The 17,144-nt window shown below is 49.1% G+C and carries 15 protein-coding genes; 2 read left to right on the plus strand and 13 right to left on the minus strand.

Annotated features, from left to right (window positions below; all coding sequences use genetic code 11):
* Positions 1-42: 42 nt before the first annotated feature.
* From LQV63_RS10545 to LQV63_RS10560, 4 genes are all read right to left on the minus strand, one after another.
* Positions 43-849, minus strand: coding sequence for a DUF4367 domain-containing protein (locus LQV63_RS10545; protein ID WP_233696669.1), 807 nt, complete (start codon positions 847-849; stop codon positions 43-45).
* Between the two features lie 306 nt (positions 850-1,155).
* The gene (locus LQV63_RS10550; protein WP_233696670.1) at positions 1,156-2,163 is read right to left on the minus strand and encodes a DUF4367 domain-containing protein; all 1,008 of its coding nucleotides are present in this window, start codon (positions 2,161-2,163) and stop codon (positions 1,156-1,158) included.
* Positions 2,130-2,705: an RNA polymerase sigma factor gene (locus LQV63_RS10555; RefSeq protein ID WP_019423154.1), complete on the minus strand. Its 576-nt coding sequence runs from the start codon at positions 2,703-2,705 to the stop codon at positions 2,130-2,132. Before LQV63_RS10555 ends, LQV63_RS10550 begins: the two co-directional genes overlap by 34 nt.
* Positions 2,706-2,835: 130 nt before the next feature.
* Complete coding sequence (locus LQV63_RS10560; RefSeq protein ID WP_233696671.1) at positions 2,836-3,363, minus strand: DJ-1/PfpI family protein; 528 nt, start codon at positions 3,361-3,363, stop codon at positions 2,836-2,838.
* A 252-nt stretch (positions 3,364-3,615) separates the two neighbouring features.
* Here LQV63_RS10560 and LQV63_RS10565 point away from each other — a divergent pair, with 252 nt between their 5' ends.
* Positions 3,616-4,635: an ABC transporter substrate-binding protein gene (locus LQV63_RS10565; protein WP_233696672.1), complete on the plus strand. Its 1,020-nt coding sequence runs from the start codon at positions 3,616-3,618 to the stop codon at positions 4,633-4,635.
* Between the two features lie 178 nt (positions 4,636-4,813).
* Complete coding sequence (locus LQV63_RS10570) at positions 4,814-6,427, plus strand: ABC transporter substrate-binding protein (RefSeq protein ID WP_233696673.1); 1,614 nt, start codon at positions 4,814-4,816, stop codon at positions 6,425-6,427.
* A gap of 148 nt (positions 6,428-6,575) precedes the next feature.
* On the opposite strand, the gene LQV63_RS10575 is transcribed toward LQV63_RS10570, so the two are convergent.
* From LQV63_RS10575 to LQV63_RS10615, 9 genes are all read right to left on the minus strand, one after another.
* A complete protein-coding gene (locus LQV63_RS10575) occupies positions 6,576-7,019 on the minus strand; it encodes a MarR family winged helix-turn-helix transcriptional regulator (protein WP_233696674.1) in 444 nt (147 codons plus the stop codon).
* A 20-nt stretch (positions 7,020-7,039) separates the two neighbouring features.
* Complete coding sequence (locus LQV63_RS10580) at positions 7,040-7,855, minus strand: ABC transporter ATP-binding protein (RefSeq protein WP_019423148.1); 816 nt, start codon at positions 7,853-7,855, stop codon at positions 7,040-7,042.
* A gap of 31 nt (positions 7,856-7,886) precedes the next feature.
* Complete coding sequence (locus LQV63_RS10585; RefSeq protein WP_233696675.1) at positions 7,887-8,942, minus strand: NAD(P)/FAD-dependent oxidoreductase; 1,056 nt, start codon at positions 8,940-8,942, stop codon at positions 7,887-7,889.
* 97 nt (positions 8,943-9,039) lie between these two features.
* Entirely contained in the window at positions 9,040-10,755 is a 1,716-nt protein-coding gene (locus LQV63_RS10590) for an ABC transporter ATP-binding protein (protein WP_019423146.1), read from the minus strand.
* Positions 10,756-10,806: 51 nt separating this feature from the next.
* Positions 10,807-11,841: a FecCD family ABC transporter permease gene (locus LQV63_RS10595; RefSeq protein WP_019423145.1), complete on the minus strand. Its 1,035-nt coding sequence runs from the start codon at positions 11,839-11,841 to the stop codon at positions 10,807-10,809.
* A gap of 2 nt (positions 11,842-11,843) precedes the next feature.
* The gene (locus tag LQV63_RS10600) at positions 11,844-12,899 is read right to left on the minus strand and encodes a FecCD family ABC transporter permease (RefSeq protein ID WP_233696676.1); all 1,056 of its coding nucleotides are present in this window, start codon (positions 12,897-12,899) and stop codon (positions 11,844-11,846) included.
* A 287-nt stretch (positions 12,900-13,186) separates the two neighbouring features.
* Positions 13,187-13,528, minus strand: a complete 342-nt coding sequence (locus LQV63_RS10605) for a hypothetical protein (RefSeq protein WP_233696677.1) — start codon at positions 13,526-13,528, stop codon at positions 13,187-13,189.
* A 386-nt stretch (positions 13,529-13,914) separates the two neighbouring features.
* Positions 13,915-14,628, minus strand: coding sequence for a GNAT family N-acetyltransferase (locus LQV63_RS10610; RefSeq protein WP_233696678.1), 714 nt, complete (start codon positions 14,626-14,628; stop codon positions 13,915-13,917).
* A gap of 104 nt (positions 14,629-14,732) precedes the next feature.
* Positions 14,733-17,129: an ABC transporter permease gene (locus LQV63_RS10615; protein WP_233696679.1), complete on the minus strand. Its 2,397-nt coding sequence runs from the start codon at positions 17,127-17,129 to the stop codon at positions 14,733-14,735.
* Positions 17,130-17,144: the final 15 nt, after the last annotated feature.

Here is a 17,144-nt window from a genome sequence, read left to right on the forward strand (position 1 = left end):
CCTCAGCCAGTGTCGGAATGAACGTGTAAGATCGTAGACAGCTTACCCCTGCATGATGCTTTCCGCTATCGCGATGAGATCTTCCTTCGTCAGCGGACTATTTTTGTAGAGGGAAATTTGGTATTGCAACTTTTTTTCCGCGTCTTCCCATTGGAGCATCGTCGAATAGAGCACATCGGAACCGGTAATATACATGGCGTCAATCCCCTTCACGCTCAACTTTTCAATCGTCTCTCCTTTTCCTGCTACTCGCGTCGATTCGATTGCTATCGGTTGCAATTTTTTGGCGCTGATTCGGATAATGTCCGAGTCTTTGAAAAAGATTAGTTGTGACTCGCCAGCCTCGCTCCATTTCAATTTTTTAGCATAATACATTTTCCCTTTCGCTTCCGCCTTCAATTCCTTTAACATCTTCTGATACGGTTCGCTAAGAAATTGCGGAAATGGAGGCGTAATTTCACTCGAATGGTATTCATATCCCTCCGGCAATGCTTCCGGCTGCTGAAGCACAGGTGCTTTATACTTAGCCGATTGTTGCGCGTAATCATCAAGTTTTGAACTCTTCAGTGAAAGGTAATTAAAGGATAGCGTACCATCGGATCCATCATACAGGACGAACAGGTCGCCCGGTTTCTTCCCCTCGGCGTGGAAGATGGCCAACGCTTCTTTTTTCTGCTGCGCGGCGCTTTTCTTGGCTGCAGGATTCGATGTTTTGGACTTTGCCGCATGAAAAGTTGCGCTATATGCGTGTTTGCTCTGTTCACCTGCTGCACCTGCATAACCTGTCATGTAGCTGAACACCAGTGTGAAGACCGCACTGCCAATCGTCATTTTCGCCATTTTATTCATAATTTAGTGCTCCTTTCGGCCATATGGGCCAGTTCTTAATCTAAAATCTCATCCCGCTATGTATAACACCTCAACCTGCGTAAAAGGGACACTCTTGAGCTTCTTGGCAAAACGAAGAAACCCCGGATCGATTTCGATCCGGGGTCTGTGCTAAATGAAACAACTTGTTGGCACTTATGTTCCACATATTCAACTATTCTGCCATCTTTATGGCGCGGATTCGGATGAATTGGAGCGCAGTTCCATATGTGCTGCATCAGGTTCTCTGCCAATTCGAGCAGATCCCGCTTCGTAAATGAGTTGTGATTACTTCGCAATCATGCTCTTCACTATACGAATGAATTCAGATTTGGACAGTTCACTCTCTGAATTGTCAAATATCGAATAATACACCTCTGCCTGCACGTCGAGCCATTCTAGTTTGTGCTTGTACCGGACACTTCCCGCAGCATCCGCTGACGGCTCCATATAAATCATGTCCTGGCCGCTTACCGTCAGCTTCTCCGCTGTGACGCCATTGGGATGCATCGTCTTTACCGGGGAGTTTGAGTTTTTCCGCTCGTACGCATTCATGATAAGCGTATCCGTTCCATTCGTATAGCGCACAGTCGCGCTGCCCGCTTTATTCCATATTAACGGCTTGATAAATAATTTGGCCCCGCTGGCCGTGGTTTCAGCTTCACGTATAAATTCAGGCTCCAGCTTTTTAAGATGAGCCCAGCTCGCCTCCCCTTCCGTTGCGCTAGGAAATACGTTGCCTGACTCAAATGCGAACCCTTCTGGCAAGTATTTCGGTTCCATAAACTGCGGACCTGACATTTTCTCAAGCTGATTCGCGAATGCCGCATAGCTGGCATGCACAATCGGTTTGAATTCGGTCTTTACCTTATTCGCAGTATCGTAGGCATTAATCGTTTTGTCATGGACGTAATATGCGACCAGTTCCCCCGGCTTTAGCTGTTCCTGCACGCGTTCCGTATACGCGGAAAGCAGTTCTCTCCATTTCTTTGTGTGCGGCGCATACGGATCCTCCCTAATTTCCTTCGTTTCCACGATAATCTCGCCTTTTTGATTCATAATTTGAACATACCGGGAAGCTGCATATCCTGTAATTGAAGTAAGCGCGATAATAATACAGATGATGACGACGACTGCCTTTTTCCGATATCGAACCGGTCTTTTTCCATTACGCAGCTCATGAAGGGCATGTATCCGTTCCATGACACGTTGGCTTACATCGCTACTCTCTTGTCCATCGTCAATTAGATAATCTTTTATCTTCACATCTTCAAGAGTTTGTCTGGATTTACGCATGTCTCGTTCACCTCCCTGTCTTCCATCAGCTTCTTCAATTTCAGCTTGACCCGGCCGTATTTCTTCTTTGCCGCTTCCGCGCCTTTTCCCAAAATCTCTCCAATTTCAGCAAATGATTTCTCCTCAAACACCCTCAGAACAAGCAAACTGCGCTCTTCTGCGGACAAGCTCGCCAAAGCCGAAGCCAGCGGTTCTCCGAACAGCGTGTTCGTCAATGTCTGTTCGGCGCTCTCTGCAATTGTATCCTGCTTGAACCACCACTTGAATTTATGTTGATTGCCGCGTTTGCGAATTAGGTTTAGACAATGGTGATACGCGATTTTGTACAGCCAAGAGGAAAAATTCACGGTTGGTTTATAAAGTTCTATTTTTTCGTATGCCTTTACCAGAATGTCCTGAACTGCATCTTCTGCCTCATGCTTGCTTCCGAGCAAGCGGCTGCAATATCGGTATATCGGCTCCTGATATGTCTTAACGATATGCACATATTCATCGATTTCGCCCGCTTTCACCTTCATAACCCACTCTTCGACGGAGTCCATTGATTTGCCCCTCCTTTCTAACTATTGTATAACACTTGAACGGCAGCAAAAGGGACACTATATAGATGCCGGATTTCAGGATATCGGCAGAATGTTTGTCTGGCGCAAATCGTTGCATATGTAAATTTGCTTATACTCGGCTTGGTGAAAGTGATGCTGGTAGTGATAAAGCAGTTGAAATGAACATTGAGGAAGTTGACAGAAGGACGGGGATTATATTGCCAGCTTGCACGACCTTCTTGTCCTCATAATGAGTCTCGTCAAATACGCCAAGAAACTCTCTTTGTTCCCGCGTCAATCCAACCGTATAATTCTTTCCCGTTAATATTCCTGACCTCGCCAATAGATACAGGGCGCTAGATATCGCAGCTATGAGATGACCCTGATCGTAAAAGCGACGTATCATTACAAACAGTTCCTCCGCCTCTGTCATATGCCGAAAGTCCATGCACCCGGGGATGATGAGACTATCATATTGATTCGTATCGAAGTCCGCAATAATAGCGTCTGGAACACAGCGTAAACCGGATTCCCCCATCACGACTGTATCATTCAAACCGATGAAGTGCTTTTCCTTGTTGGATTGCATCAACACAGAAAGCGTAATGCTGATTTCGTATTCGCTGAAATCCGGGTACAACAAAATCGCTGATTTCACTCTATCATCCCTTCTATTTCTCTAAGATAATATTAATGCAGGATGCTAATTGTTTTTAAAATCAATTGTAGATGGGACCACCCCTATTTTCATAGATTCAGTTGCATGTTCTTCGGCTTTCTTTTTGCACAAATCAAAATAAAGGCGTTGAATTTGTCCATTGAGTAACCTTCAACAATCATATATTATAGTTTTGTCGATAATGAGAATCATTATCTATTAAATGTATATCGCTAATGGAGGACGGAACTCATGAAACAGGCCAGAAAAGCCATCATTGCTCTATGCACGGTCGCATTAATGGGGGCATTATTAGCAGCGTGCGGCAGCACCTCAACTGAACCAAGCAGCAAGTCGGAGGCAAAAAGCGAACAAGCCGCTTCGAACGGCACTTCCCCTGCTTCGCAACAAGCGGCGGATGGTGACAAGCAATCCGCGTTAGACACACGCAAATATACAGACTATAAAGGTCATGAAGTGGACATTCCCGTTTCGCCGCAGCAGGTTATCTTTTGGGGAGAAACGATCGGCGATTTACTGCCGCTTGGCGTCACTGCCGTAGGCGGAGCTGCGAATTGGATTAAAGGCCATGTATATGAAGATCAGATGAAAAATGTCGAAGATCTCGGCTTTCCGATCAATCTGGAAAAAACATTAGAGGTGCATCCTGACTTGATTATTATGGGAAATGTGGATGAGAAGGAGTACGAACAGCTCTCCAAAATCGCTCCTACGTTAATGTTCAACACGTTCGATCCATTAGAGACACGATTGTCTAGGCTGGGAGATATACTTGGCAAAAAACAGGAAGCGGAACAATGGCTCGCCAATTATAACGCCAAAGCCGAATCGATGTGGAAAGAACTCCAAGCTGCCGGGGTAATGCCGGGTGAAACAGCTACCGTTCTTACTTATTATCCCGGTGACCGGTTGTTCGTGATGGCAGCTACGGGACTGTCACAGGTGCTGTATCATCCGAACGGCTTCAAGCCTGCAGCCACCATTCAGGAACTGCTGGACACCAATACAGGATTCAAGCAAATCTCCATGGAGCTGTTACCGGAATTTGCCGGAGACCGCATCTTTATTTTGAATCCCGTGGAGGAAGAGCCCCAACGCTCGACCGAAGAATTGATGAAGAACAAGATCTGGCTTGATCTCCCTGCTGTGAAGCAAGGGCACGTCTACTCCATTGACATTCTCAAATCGAGCAGCGACGCGACCACAAGGGAGCGGCTGCTGGAGGATCTGCCGAAGATGCTGAAGAAGTAGGGCTTGCTTCCCGCCCACGGAATAGAACTTTCAAGAAGCTTTCAACTTTAGTTGAAAAGCTTCTTTGATTTTAATACAATATCATTAATTGATAATGATTCTCACCATTGAAAGGAGATGATCTAAGATCGCTAACCGTCAACCGGCATCCGCCCCGCTCCGCTCCTTGCTGTTTCATTTGGCGGACATCCAATTCATCATCCGTCCTAGTGCGGGTAAATCCGAAAGCATAACGACTGAGCATCATACGATTTTGGTGTTCACCAATGGTACCGGCTGTTTACATATAGACAACAATCATTTCCGCTTTTCACCCGAAAAAAGCTATCTCGTTCCGCCCGGGGCATCCCTGCAGATCGAAAGCGGATGCGACAGCACGCTCAGCTACTATCAAGTGAAGTTCACCGTCATCCAAGTCGGGAAGCAGAAGCATAAGACATATATGGAAGACCTTTTGCCCGGTCGGCGTGAAATAACTGCATACCCCTTCTCCCGCCTGATGCATCTTATAGAGGAGCTATATAGTGAGAAGCATGGCAGATGCGAGCTCGAATGGTATAAGCAGCATATGCGTTTTCAGGAGTTGATGGGGTTTGTGTTCGAACATAACCTGCATTCGGAGCATTTGTTCAATCCGACGCAATCGGTGGAGAGCACCATCCAATACATGCAGAACAATTTCATGAAGAACATCACCGTCAAGCAGCTTGCCCAGCTAGCCAATGTACCTTATTGGCGCTTCACTCCGATCTTTCAAGAATTGACGGGTAAAAAACCACTCGACTATTTAACGGAATTACGCATTAAGCGCTCCAAAGAATTGCTGCTCAGCTCGAACGAGCCCTTGCGGGAGATCGCTCATCGGGTCGGTTTTACAGATGAATATTATTTCAACCGCCGTTTCCGGCAGACGACGGGCATTACGCCCAAGCAATACGCCCGGTTCATGCGCGGCAGAACCCGAGTCACAGACTGGACAGGCCACGAGGTGGAGATCCCTGCCCTGCCCAAGCGCGTCATTTATCATGGCGAAACGTTCGGTGACCTGCTCGCACTTGGCGTGGAAGCGATCGGGGGAGCGTTTACCTGGATGCATGGCACGGTGTATGAAGACCAAGTGCACAATGTGCAAGATGTCGGCTTCCCCATCGATTCAGAAAAGTCATTTACGCTTGAACCCGATTTAATAATCGTTGCGGACACGGACGAAATGAAATACGACAAAATCGCTCGAATTGCGCCTACCGTCACGTTCGATTCATTCGCGCCGCTCGACCAACGCCTGCTTACGCTCGGCAATTTGCTTGGCAGACAACGCGAGGCCAAGCAATGGTTGGACATGTACAATGCCCAAGCAAGTGCCATGTGGCAACAGCTGCGGGCCGACATTTATCCGGGTGAGACGGCAACGGTCTTTATATACGAGCATGGCCATCGCTTGTTTGTCATGGGAACCGCCGGACTATCTTCGGCACTATATCATCCTCTCGGCTTCAAGCCAGGAGACAAAATCCAGAAAATATTGGATGCGAGTCATGGGTTTATGGAAATTTCACCTGAACGGTTGTCTGCGTATGCCGGAGACCGGATTTTCATGCTGCTCTCCGACGATCCAGCATCCAGGCAGGCGGCGAAGAATATGATGGACAGTTCCCTCTGGCACGGCCTGCCTGCAGTCCGGAACGGTCACGCGTATGTGTTGAATGCGGCGAAATGGAACTCGGGCGATGCCTTGACAAGAGAGAGGCTGCTTGATATGCTGCCCCGCCTGCTGCGGAACAGCAGTGCATAGGGTGCTGCCAATTAATTCAGACCTGATGAATATCATCGAGTATATCGGATGATAGCTAGTCCAGCTTAGAAAGCTGCGCCAAGCAAACACGATGCCCCAAAAGAAAAAGGCCTGCTGCCTTTTCTTTTGGGGCATCATTTTGGATGGCTTATGCTCGATCCACACGAGCTGCGGGATAATGCTTACGCCGTTGCACCGCGTTATCTGAGTCCAATTCGCATATCACGTGATGAAGCAATTCATACAGCAGCTGAAATTCCTGCACGGATTCGTTGGTAAAATAACGTTGCGCCCATTTCTGTCTCTCATCCCGCGCGGAGGATGCCAATTTGGTCCCGGTCATCGTGAGCTTTACCGCAATCTCACTGTCTGGAACCCGCTGAATCAATCCGCTAATGATCAGCCCATGAAGCGCTTCTTCAACCGATGCTTGGGACAGAGATAGACGATTGGCCAGATCAGCTACGAAGATCGTTCCCTGCTCCTCGATCAGCTCCAGCAGCACATATTTCGTTCCGAACGTTTTGCAGTTCATATACCTGTGCCACTTCCGGATAATTTGCCTAATCGCGAACAGCGATTGTGCATCCATGTCTTATCCCTCCCTTCACATCAGGCGCCCGCGGCAGCAAGCGATGCCAATTCGTATGGCAAGCACAGCGGCACTCCGGTTCGCGGATCGGGCACAATGTCCGCTTCGATGGTGAACACCTCGCGCAGCACACTTCTGGTCATCACTTCCGCAGGCGTTCCTTCCCTGATGACGGTGCCTGACTTAATCGCAACCATGTGCTGCGCATAGCGTGAAGCATGGTTCAGATCGTGCACGACCATCACTACGGTGCGGCCTTCCTCTTCGTTCAGCTTCTGCAGCAAATGCAGCACCTCGAGCTGGTGAGCCATATCCAAGAAGGTCGTAGGCTCATCTAGAAATAAAATATCCGTCTGCTGAGCAAGCGCCATGGCAATCCACGCCCGCTGCCTTTGTCCGCCGGACAACTGATCGACCGCCCGGTCTTGGAATTCCACCATGCCTGTCACTTCAATCGCCCAGCGGACAATGTTCTTGTCGTCTGCCGTCATCGTTCCGAACCCTTTTTGATGCGGAAAGCGGCCATAAGCAACCAGCTCCGACACGGTAAGTCCGTCAGGCGCGGTCGGGTTTTGCGGCAGGATAGCCAACTGCTTGGCTACTTCTTTCGTGGATTTGGTGTGGATGGACTCTCCATCGAGCAGTACGCCGCCCGCTTTCGGGCGCATTATGCGCGCCATCGTTTTCAGAATCGTCGATTTCCCCGAGCCGTTTGCGCCAACAAGTGCCGTAATCTTCCCGTGCGGGACCGACAAATTCAGGTTACTCACAATTTCTGTTTCCCCATAGGCAATATCAAGCTCCGACGTATGCAGCCGTTCTTTTGTGGTTTGCATGGCACTGCTCCTTCCTTATTATCTGTCGGCGTTATCTGCCGGCACGGTAATCGTCGTCATCCAAGCCGAGCTGTTTGTTTTTTTCTTTAAATCGAATATTATGCGAGGATACATACGCCACCTTAGGCGCTTCCGGATCCAGATATAGCTTGGCGCTGTTGAGCGCTAGCGCGCCATCTGTAAACGCGCCTGCGATCAAGCGGACCTTGCTGTCATAAGTAACGAAGTCTCCCGCGGCGAAGACACCTGGAATGTTCGTTGCCAGCTTTCCGTCCACCACCGCTACATCGTCCTTCATCTCCAGACCCCATTCGGCAAGCGGGCCGTAATCACATCTCAAACCATGATTGACGATAACCGCGTCAACCTCGAAGCGTTCCGTTTCTCCCGTCTCGACGTTAGAAATGGTAACCTCCTCAATCGTATCCCCATTGTTGCTGTGAAGTTGATTGACAGCGTACAGCGTCCGCACGTCCACAGACGATTCCATCATCTTCACGACATTCTTCTCGTGTCCGCCAAATTGATCGCGGCGATGCACGACCATCACTTGCGAGGCAATCGGCTCCAGCTCGTTCGCCCAATCCACCGCCGAGTTGCCGCCGCCGGAGATGAGTACCCGCTTGCCCCGGAATACCTCCAGCTCCTGCACGGTGTAGTGCAGATTCGTTACTTCGTAGCGATCGGCTCCTTCGATCTCCAACTTCTGCATCGTAAGAATGCCGTACCCTATGGCTAAAATGATCGTGCGCGTATGATGCCGCTCACCCGTCGCCGCGGTCAACATAAACGTTCCATCCTCGAGCCGCTCCATCTCCGTAATCTGTTGGCCCAGCACAATGGTCGGGTCGAACGTTTTCGCCTGCTGCTCCAACTGGGCGATTAGATTTTCACATAATATCGGCGTCACTCCGCCGACATCCCAAATCATCTTTTCAGGGTAAATCAGCATGCGTCCGCCGAGCTCCGTCTTCGCCTCAATCAGCTTTGTCTTCAAATCGCGCATGCCGCTATAGAACGCGGTGTACATCCCTGCAGGTCCCCCGCCGATAATCGTCGCATCATAGAGTTCCAGTTGTTCGGTCATGGTCTTGCCTCCAAGTCTCCGTTATTCTTGATCTAGTCGAAGCACGTTCTTCCTAACGAATTGCTTGTTATTCGCTTAATCATGTGCAGCTGACACACTATGCGCCAAACTGCGCCCGGTGCAAACGGCTGTATGCTCCTCCTGCAGCAAGCAACTGATGATGATCGCCCTGTTCGGCAATACCTTGCTCTGCCACTACTACGATGCGGTCGGCGTTCTTAATCGTCGCCAACCGGTGCGCGATGACCAGCGTGGTGCGGCCTTCCGACAATTCGGCCAGCGACTGCTGAATCGCCGCCTCTGTCTCTGTATCAAGCGCTGATGTCGCTTCATCGAGAATGAGGATCGGGGGGTTCTTCAGGAACATGCGCGCAATGGACAACCGCTGCTTCTGACCACCGGACAGCTTGACTCCGCGTTCGCCGATCATCGTGTCCAGCCCTTCCGGCTGCGACAAAATGAGTTCCTCAAGCTGGGCCCGCCGCGCGGCTTCCCAAATCTCTTCTTCGCTGGCCGTCAACTGGCCATAAGCGATATTTTCCCGAATCGTGCCATCGAACAGGAACACATCCTGCTGCACAATACCGATCTGGCTGCGCAACGACTCTAACGTCATCTTCCGGATATCGATGCCGTCGATCGTAATGCTTCCCGCATCGACTTCATAGAAGCGCGGCAGCAAGCTGCATAATGTTGTCTTGCCTGCACCCGAAGGCCCTACTAGCGCAACCGTTTCACCTACGCAGATCGTCAGGTCGACGCCATGCAGCACCTTGTCTTTGTTCTCGTAACCGAACGTGACGTCATTGAAGGAAATGTTGCCGTTCAAATGCTCGACTGCTTGCGCGTCTGGCGCATCTGCCACATCTGGGGCGGTTTCCAGCAGCTCCAAATAGCGTTTAAATCCGGCGATTCCCTTTGGATACATCTCGATTACCGAATTAATCTGCTGAATCGGTCCCAGGAACACGTTCGACAGCATCACAAAAGCGATAAATTCTCCGTATGTCATGTTCTTCTGAATGACGAACCAAGTGCCGCATACGAGCACGAACAATGACACCAGCTTCATTAATATGTAGCTGAGCGATGAATTCCAAGCCATAATGCGGTACGTGAGCAGCTTCGTCAGCCGAAACCGTTCGTTGTTCTCCGTAAAGCGGGCAATTTCATACTTCTCGTTCGAGAATGCCTGCACGACGCGGATGCCGCTTACATTGTTCTCCACACGGGCGTTGTAATCGGCAATGTCCGAGAACATGCGCTTAAAGGCACGCGACATCTTCCGGCTGAAGTACAGAGACAAGTAAATCATGAGCGGGATGATGATAAAGGTCAGCACGGCGAGCTCCCAATTAATGCCGAGCATGATGCCGAATGCCCCAGCCAGCGTCATGATGGCAATGAACAAATCCTCTGGGCCGTGATGGGCGATTTCGCCAATGTCCATCAAATCATTCGTCATGCGGGACACAAGATGCCCGGTCTTGTTATTGTCGAAGAAGCGGAAGGACAGCTTCTGAACATGATCGAACAGCTTCTTGCGCATATCGCTTTCGATGTTGATGCCCAACTTGTGTCCCCAATAGGTCACCACATAGTGCAAGGCCGAGCAGATGACATAAATCCCGAGCAGGGCGAGACAGCCCCATAAAATCCATTTCCAGTTGCCGCTCGGCAACAGATCGTCCACCACGCGATTCACGGCGAGTGGAAACGCGAGCTCCAGCAGCGCAGCGATAATCGCGCAGGAGAAATCCAATATGAACAACCCTTTATAAGGTTGATAATACGCAAAAAATCGTCGTAGCATTGGAGCAACCTCTCTTTCTGTTTAAATGATACAGTTCCCTAGTCTTACTGTTTATGCTTTGGACCGAGCGAGCAAGTAGAGGAAGTACGGTGCACCGATGACCGCGACCACGATACCTGTTGGTATTTCTGATGGTTGCAAAATCCAGCGGCCCAGCGTATCAGCCGTAATGACCAAGAGCGAGCCGGCTAGAGCGGCTGCAGGAAGCAGCATCTGATGCTTCGGACCGACAAGACGGCGCGCCAAGTGCGGTCCAATGAGGCCGACGAAGCCAATGCCGCCGCTCACTGCGACGCAAGCGCCTGCGAGGCCAACCGCCGCGGCGATCAGCACGAGCCGCTCTCTCTCAACAGGGGCGCCAAGGCCGGTCGCCGTCTGATCGCCCAAGTTGAGTACATTCATCACGCGTGCCTTGTAGAATACAAAGGGCAGCAGCACGACGATCCATGGGAGCAAAGCGAGCACAAACTTCCAATTCGTGCCCCAAATGCTGCCTGCGAGCCACGTCGCCACAAATTGATATTTATCCGGACTCAGCTTGAGCGTCAGCACGATCATCGCCGCGCTAATCCCTGCCGCAACCGCGATACCGGTAAGCAATAATCGTGTGGGCGACAAACCTTCATGCCGCTTGTACGAAAGCGAATAGATCAGTGCGGCAGTCAGCCCCGCGCCGACCAAAGCTAGCACCGGCAGCAAAAATACGGGAGCGGCCGCTGTAGTCGGGTAGAAAGAAATGAACAACATGACCGTCAATCCCGCTCCTGCATTGATACCCAATATACCGGGGTCAGCCAGCGCATTGCGGGATATCCCTTGCATCACGCAGCCAGATACCGCCAGCCCGGCGCCGATGAGCACAGAAATTACAATTCGCGGCAACCGGAAATCGAACAAAATCAAATTCTGTTTGTCCGTGCCTGCGCCGAATAGCGTTCGGATTAAGTCCATCGGAGACAGCCGGATGTATCCGGTGTTCATACTCATAATAAATGCTATGCAAATTAAAATACTTAATATAATAAGGACGGCAATACCTCGTTTTTTTCTGCGGCGTTCGCTTAATGTGATTGATACACTCTCCATAATTACAGTTCTCTCCTTTCTTTACGCGCCAGGTAAAGGAAGAACGGAACACCGATAAGCGCAATGAGTGCACCGATAGGCGTCTCATAGGGCGGGTTAACCATCCTTGCCGCCAGATCGGCGAAGACAACAAGCAAGCTGCCGAGCACCGCCGAACACGGAATAATCCAGCGGTAATCTACACCGACCAAATACCGGGTCAAGTGGGGAATGATCAATCCGACAAAGCCGACCGCGCCGACAACAGATACTGCCGCACCAGCCAACACGAGCACAATGATCATGCCCGCCAGCTTGACTAGCTTCGTTCGCTGTCCGAGTCCCTTGGCAATGTCCTCACCAAGGCTGAGCATCGTAATCGAGCGGGACAATGCAATCGCTCCCACGATTGCAGCGGCAATCCACGGGAACATAATCTTAAGCTGGAACCATTTTGTTCCTGCCACGCCTCCCGCATACCAGAATGCCAAATCCTGTCCGATGCGGAAATAGAGAGCGATCCCCTCGCTTAGCGCAGATAGCAGCGCACTTAATGCTGCACCCGCCAGCACCAGACGAACCGGCGTCAATCCCCCTTTGGCAAGCGAGCCGATGCCGTACACTAACCCTGCACCTACCCCTGCACCTAAGAAGGAATACATAATCAGGTACATAAACGGCATACCGGGGAAGAAAGCAAAGCATACCGCCAGCATGAAACCAGCTCCTGCATTTAAACCTAACAATCCGGAATCAGCCAGCGGATTGCGGGTCATTCCTTGCATAATCGCTCCGGCGACGGCGAAGCAGGCTCCGACCATCGCTCCGCCAAGCACACGTGGAAGACGAAGTTCTTGAATAATCTGATGCTGCGTCATTTCAGGATTAAAGCGAAAGATCGCTTCCCATACGACGGAGAGTTTAATATCTGCCGCCCCGAACGAAACGGACAAACCGATTCCGAACACCAGCGCAATTAGACCGCCAACGAGAATCAGCGTGGCCGCCCACGGACGAGACCGAAATTGGACAGTTGGCGATGCTGCCACTTCTTTAATGGAATTTGCAGTTTGACTCATACAGGCCACCTTTATTATCTATGAAATATGGATCTTATCGCCGTTCTCAGACGATGATATCGTGACGGGGCATGCCCGTTGCGTTGTAATAAATGACGTTCGCCCCTTTCTAAAACCATATATGCCATACTACTAATTACTGATATTGATTCTCAATCTCACAAAATAGATTGTATGCTAATCCGCACATAAATAGCAATGGACAAATACGAGTGTTTTTTTGTACAAAATCGAGGCTTATGTATTGCTCAACTGTTCATCTCCCTTCGATCTATCAATGCAACAGATTAAATCATCACAATAATGATAATCATTATCATATCAAAAGTACAGTATCCACTGCTCTTTTTCTCTCTCAACTTGAACTTTATCCAAAAAGATCGTGCGAAACCGCCTTCATACATCTGCGTCAGTTCAATCTGGTCACGCACGCCTGCCGAGCTGCAACACGTTTCACCGAACTTCCATGCATGCAAAAGCAGACCATCCCAATAAAGATGATCTCCAGCGGCTCCAATATAAAATGGTTTCATCCATTGGATTTTCTCCAATGAAACAGCGTCGCATGTCACCTTGCCGTCGGTTTCGTTGGAGTTCATCCAATAGTTTGACACTGCATCCACACCCATGGCTCAAAACCAGCTGGATTCATTGGACAATTTCCAGTCTACATGCCGTTTAGACACCGAGTCGGTGGATTTGACTGTATCATTTCCAATGGCGCATACTTCGGACTCCGATCTTGACTGCGGTCCGCAGAGAAGAAAACAGCGAGTTCCACGTCGCCACGCAAACCCGCTGCAAACCATCCATGTCGTTCACCATACAACATCTGCTGCCTTCAGATTACGGCCTAACTAATCAGTGAGCCTCGATAACTGTCCACTCTTTGCCCACATGTGAGCTGAAAAATGTCCAAGCCAATCACTGCGGTACCGAGTCATTTTTACGAAATCTGAGGCATTTCCATATCATTGAGATGGATCGTTCTCTCCCCTTCCTCGTATAAGCTCGTTCAGCTTCCTGCTTGTTCATACACATGCATATTGCAAATCGGTTCAAAGCCCAGCTTTTTATACAGGGGATAACCCATATCGCTTGAAGCAAGAATGCAGCTTTTGGATAGTGGCTGCGCTCTGTGCAGAAGAGTCGAGCATAGCACTTTACCTAACCCATTTCCTCGGTACGCAGCATCCACATATATGTTATCCATGCAAGCCACACCTTCCGCCGGGTTAAACGAGATTCTTCCATTTCCTGCAGGTTTCCCGTTAACGTAAACCGCATAATCCTCTATATCCGTATCCTTGATTCGTCTTGGATCGGCGATGGCAGCATTGAAATAAGCATTTAGCTCCAATGCCTCAGCCTCGTCATCAATTAGCTTCACTTCGGTTCCTGCGGCTGCCGTAATTTGATCTAACGGTTCTATTAACTTATTCACCATCAACGTTTCGCTGACTCTATACAGATATTGGGACAGGTTAAGCGGTTCACCCTCTGAAAAAACCGTGAGCCAATACTTCTGCTGCTCGTTCATATACTGCTCCACTTGTTTCAATGTCTCAGGCGCAGCTTCATTTATAAAAATCTCATCCGTCCGGCCCCCTACATGCTCGCCAAATTGCACATGAATAAATGCGCTCTCTTTATGAATTCGAGTATTTGGCACTCTTCTGCATATTACCCAGCCCTCAACAAACTGTTCAATTGTGGATTGAACTAGCATCGATCGCACTCCCCTCCCATATGTAATTTTTCGAGATAATAGTACTGATGTTCCGCTTCTTATTCTACCATTTTCCAAAAGTTAGAGAAGTTCTTTTTCCCAACTCACATATCGACCCGCTTAGGAGGCTTAGGAGCGGCGATCGGCACTGCATAAGACGGTTGGGAGTAAAAACGTCTGGCAATAAAAAGCACAGCATAATAAATAATCAAAATAATGGCCAATACCAAAACAAATGTAAATACGTTATAGATGAGAGGAATAAAATCGTTGGTGCTGACCGAAACCATTTTGAGAATATAATTCACGAAAAATAGGGCAAGCGGCGTAAACACAATATAGGATATGACCACGATAACGGTATAAACATTCAACAGCATGCTTCCGATCTCGCGCTGTGTATACCCGATCATATGGAGAACGGCCATATTTTTTTTGTTTTCCTCTACCGTAATTAACGTAATGAGCCAAATCATAATGACGGCAATGACACAGCCTAAAATCTGATTCAATACGGCGCTTAGCTGTGAAGAAGACGCCTGTTCCGTCATTTCCTTGCGCATGCTCTCAGCAGAACTCATTGTATACCTGCCGGACTGTTGGGGATCAGGGTCCGGTGAATTGGTGAACGTGCCGTTATAAATATCGGGTGAAATGCCGAGAGCGTTCGTCAACTGTGCCTTATCTATATAGAAGGCGGCTGGGTCTCCATTCGAACAGAATGCGGCAATCGGGATTTTAACTTCCTTGTCGCCAATGAGAACCTGTACGGATGTGCCTGCCTGCAAACCAAACAATTGAGCCTTGGAGGAATGCACAATTGCCCCTTCCTTCAGCTTAGAATTAATCTCCTTTCCATTCTCGTCTACCAATGTCAGCCACTTGCTATCCCCGTCAAAAGCGAGCACATTGACTTTCGCCCCTTCGCGGATGCCGCTGCTGCCGTCCCAAGACAACCGCTTGTCTTTCTGCAAGTAATAATCGTTGCGGTCTTCATTGTGTTGAGCAAGTCTGGCCTCTGAATATTGAATATCGTATTTGTAATGGACACCTTTAAAACGATGCTCAACAGCATTTGAGCTTGACTGATTCAGGGATATGCCGAGAATGAACAATATGGATGACAAACATACCGTAATTCCTAACAGAACGATCATTTTTATGCTTCTGGCAGACATCTGCAGTTTAACGCGCTGGATAAAAGGCAATCCAACCGTTAGGCGGCTTACCCATCTCGTCAGGAAGTTAACATGCTCGTTCTTCTGCCTTGCCAATAACATCGTCACCGTGTCGTTGTTCATAAATCGATGCAGCATCCAATACGCGGCCGCATTGAAACAGATGACAATGACAAGCACTCCCATTAACAAAGAATTGACACCCAGCTCCTTCGGGAACGCAGGCAGCACATATTGAGATTGAAACTGCTGAATAAGCAAATCAGCAGAAAAATAAGCTGCCGCCAAGCCTAGAATAACTCCTATTACACATAGCAGCACATTGTTGATTACATAAACATTGATTAGCAGCGCACGCGGATATCCCATAGCTATCAGGCAGCCCCAGGCTTTTTGCTGCAGCCGCAGGCGGCGGTTCAGAAAAATAAGAAATACGCCCGTGCACAACAACGTTAACGTAATCAAAAATATCATCGACATCCCAGCGTTGGATGCAATGCCCTTGATAAGCTCCGTCGCCTCGGGATTATCTTGGACGGGGAGAAAGAAAGCAAACCGAGCGTCTTCGGTCATTTTGCGGACGACGTCCCCGCTATACGTTCCATTTTGGAATCGTCCGCTGTAATAATGAGCTTCGATGTCGTCAATCAGCGCATACTGCTCCGGATTAGCAAGCACATATAAGGGGCGTTCCCCGTCAGCCGTGTTTTGGCGGATCTGGTCGGGCAATATAAAGCGCCCTACAATTTCGTAAGAGTGCCCGCGAATCGTCAACTCGTCCCCAACCTGCAAGGTCTGCATTCCAACCGCATTCGATGTAATAGCTATTTCCCCGCTGCTTGCAGGCAGTCTTCCTTCGGCAAGATAGATCTGATTGACGGTTCGCTTGCCTGTATCCCCGATCCATCGGTATAAGACCCCTTGCTCCTTAATCTCTTTGTACTTCACCTCGTCATAATGGAACTGATATTCGCCGCTCAATCGGGAGAGCGCTTGGTGTTCTTCGTCGGGCAGCTTTAGGTTGTATGTTTGCAGCAGGTTTTCAAAGCCCAATTGTTCAAGCTCGCGACTGGGAATAGAGGACCCGCTAATAATTTGCTGCTGTGTGTCTCCGTTTATAAAAACGGCCAGATTGGGGCGGAATGCAAAATGCTCCTGTTGTTGCGTTTCTGCAAATCGCTCGTATTCTGTATTTATTCCATCCGAAGCATATTTGATAAAGAAAAAGATAAAGGACGTGGCTGCAATCAAGAGCAATACAAGCCATACCTGCAACTGATTCTTCACCATGTCCCGACGAACAAATTTCAATACGTTTCTCATGACAACACATCCCTT

Origin of the sequence: Paenibacillus profundus (genome assembly GCF_021369635.1) — a bacterium.
Lineage (GTDB): Bacteria > Bacillota > Bacilli > Paenibacillales > Paenibacillaceae > Paenibacillus_B > Paenibacillus_B profundus.

Coding starts and splice junctions, on each gene's coding strand:
- LQV63_RS10550 (WP_233696670.1), bottom strand. CDS start 2,163: ATGCGTAAATCCAGACAAACTCTTGAAGATGTGAAGATAAAAGATTAT.
- LQV63_RS10600 (WP_233696676.1), bottom strand. CDS start 12,899: ATGAGTCAAACTGCAAATTCCATTAAAGAAGTGGCAGCATCGCCAACT.
- LQV63_RS10595 (WP_019423145.1), bottom strand. CDS start 11,841: ATGGAGAGTGTATCAATCACATTAAGCGAACGCCGCAGAAAAAAACGA.
- LQV63_RS10555 (WP_019423154.1), bottom strand. CDS start 2,705: ATGGACTCCGTCGAAGAGTGGGTTATGAAGGTGAAAGCGGGCGAAATC.
- LQV63_RS10580 (WP_019423148.1), bottom strand. CDS start 7,855: ATGCAAACCACAAAAGAACGGCTGCATACGTCGGAGCTTGATATTGCC.
- LQV63_RS10590 (WP_019423146.1), bottom strand. CDS start 10,755: ATGCTACGACGATTTTTTGCGTATTATCAACCTTATAAAGGGTTGTTC.
- LQV63_RS10565 (WP_233696672.1), top strand. CDS start 3,616: ATGAAACAGGCCAGAAAAGCCATCATTGCTCTATGCACGGTCGCATTA.
- LQV63_RS10545 (WP_233696669.1), bottom strand. CDS start 849: ATGAATAAAATGGCGAAAATGACGATTGGCAGTGCGGTCTTCACACTG.
- LQV63_RS10575 (WP_233696674.1), bottom strand. CDS start 7,019: ATGGATGCACAATCGCTGTTCGCGATTAGGCAAATTATCCGGAAGTGG.
- LQV63_RS10585 (WP_233696675.1), bottom strand. CDS start 8,942: ATGACCGAACAACTGGAACTCTATGATGCGACGATTATCGGCGGGGGA.
- LQV63_RS10605 (WP_233696677.1), bottom strand. CDS start 13,528: ATGGGTGTGGATGCAGTGTCAAACTATTGGATGAACTCCAACGAAACC.
- LQV63_RS10610 (WP_233696678.1), bottom strand. CDS start 14,628: ATGCTAGTTCAATCCACAATTGAACAGTTTGTTGAGGGCTGGGTAATA.
- LQV63_RS10615 (WP_233696679.1), bottom strand. CDS start 17,129: ATGAGAAACGTATTGAAATTTGTTCGTCGGGACATGGTGAAGAATCAG.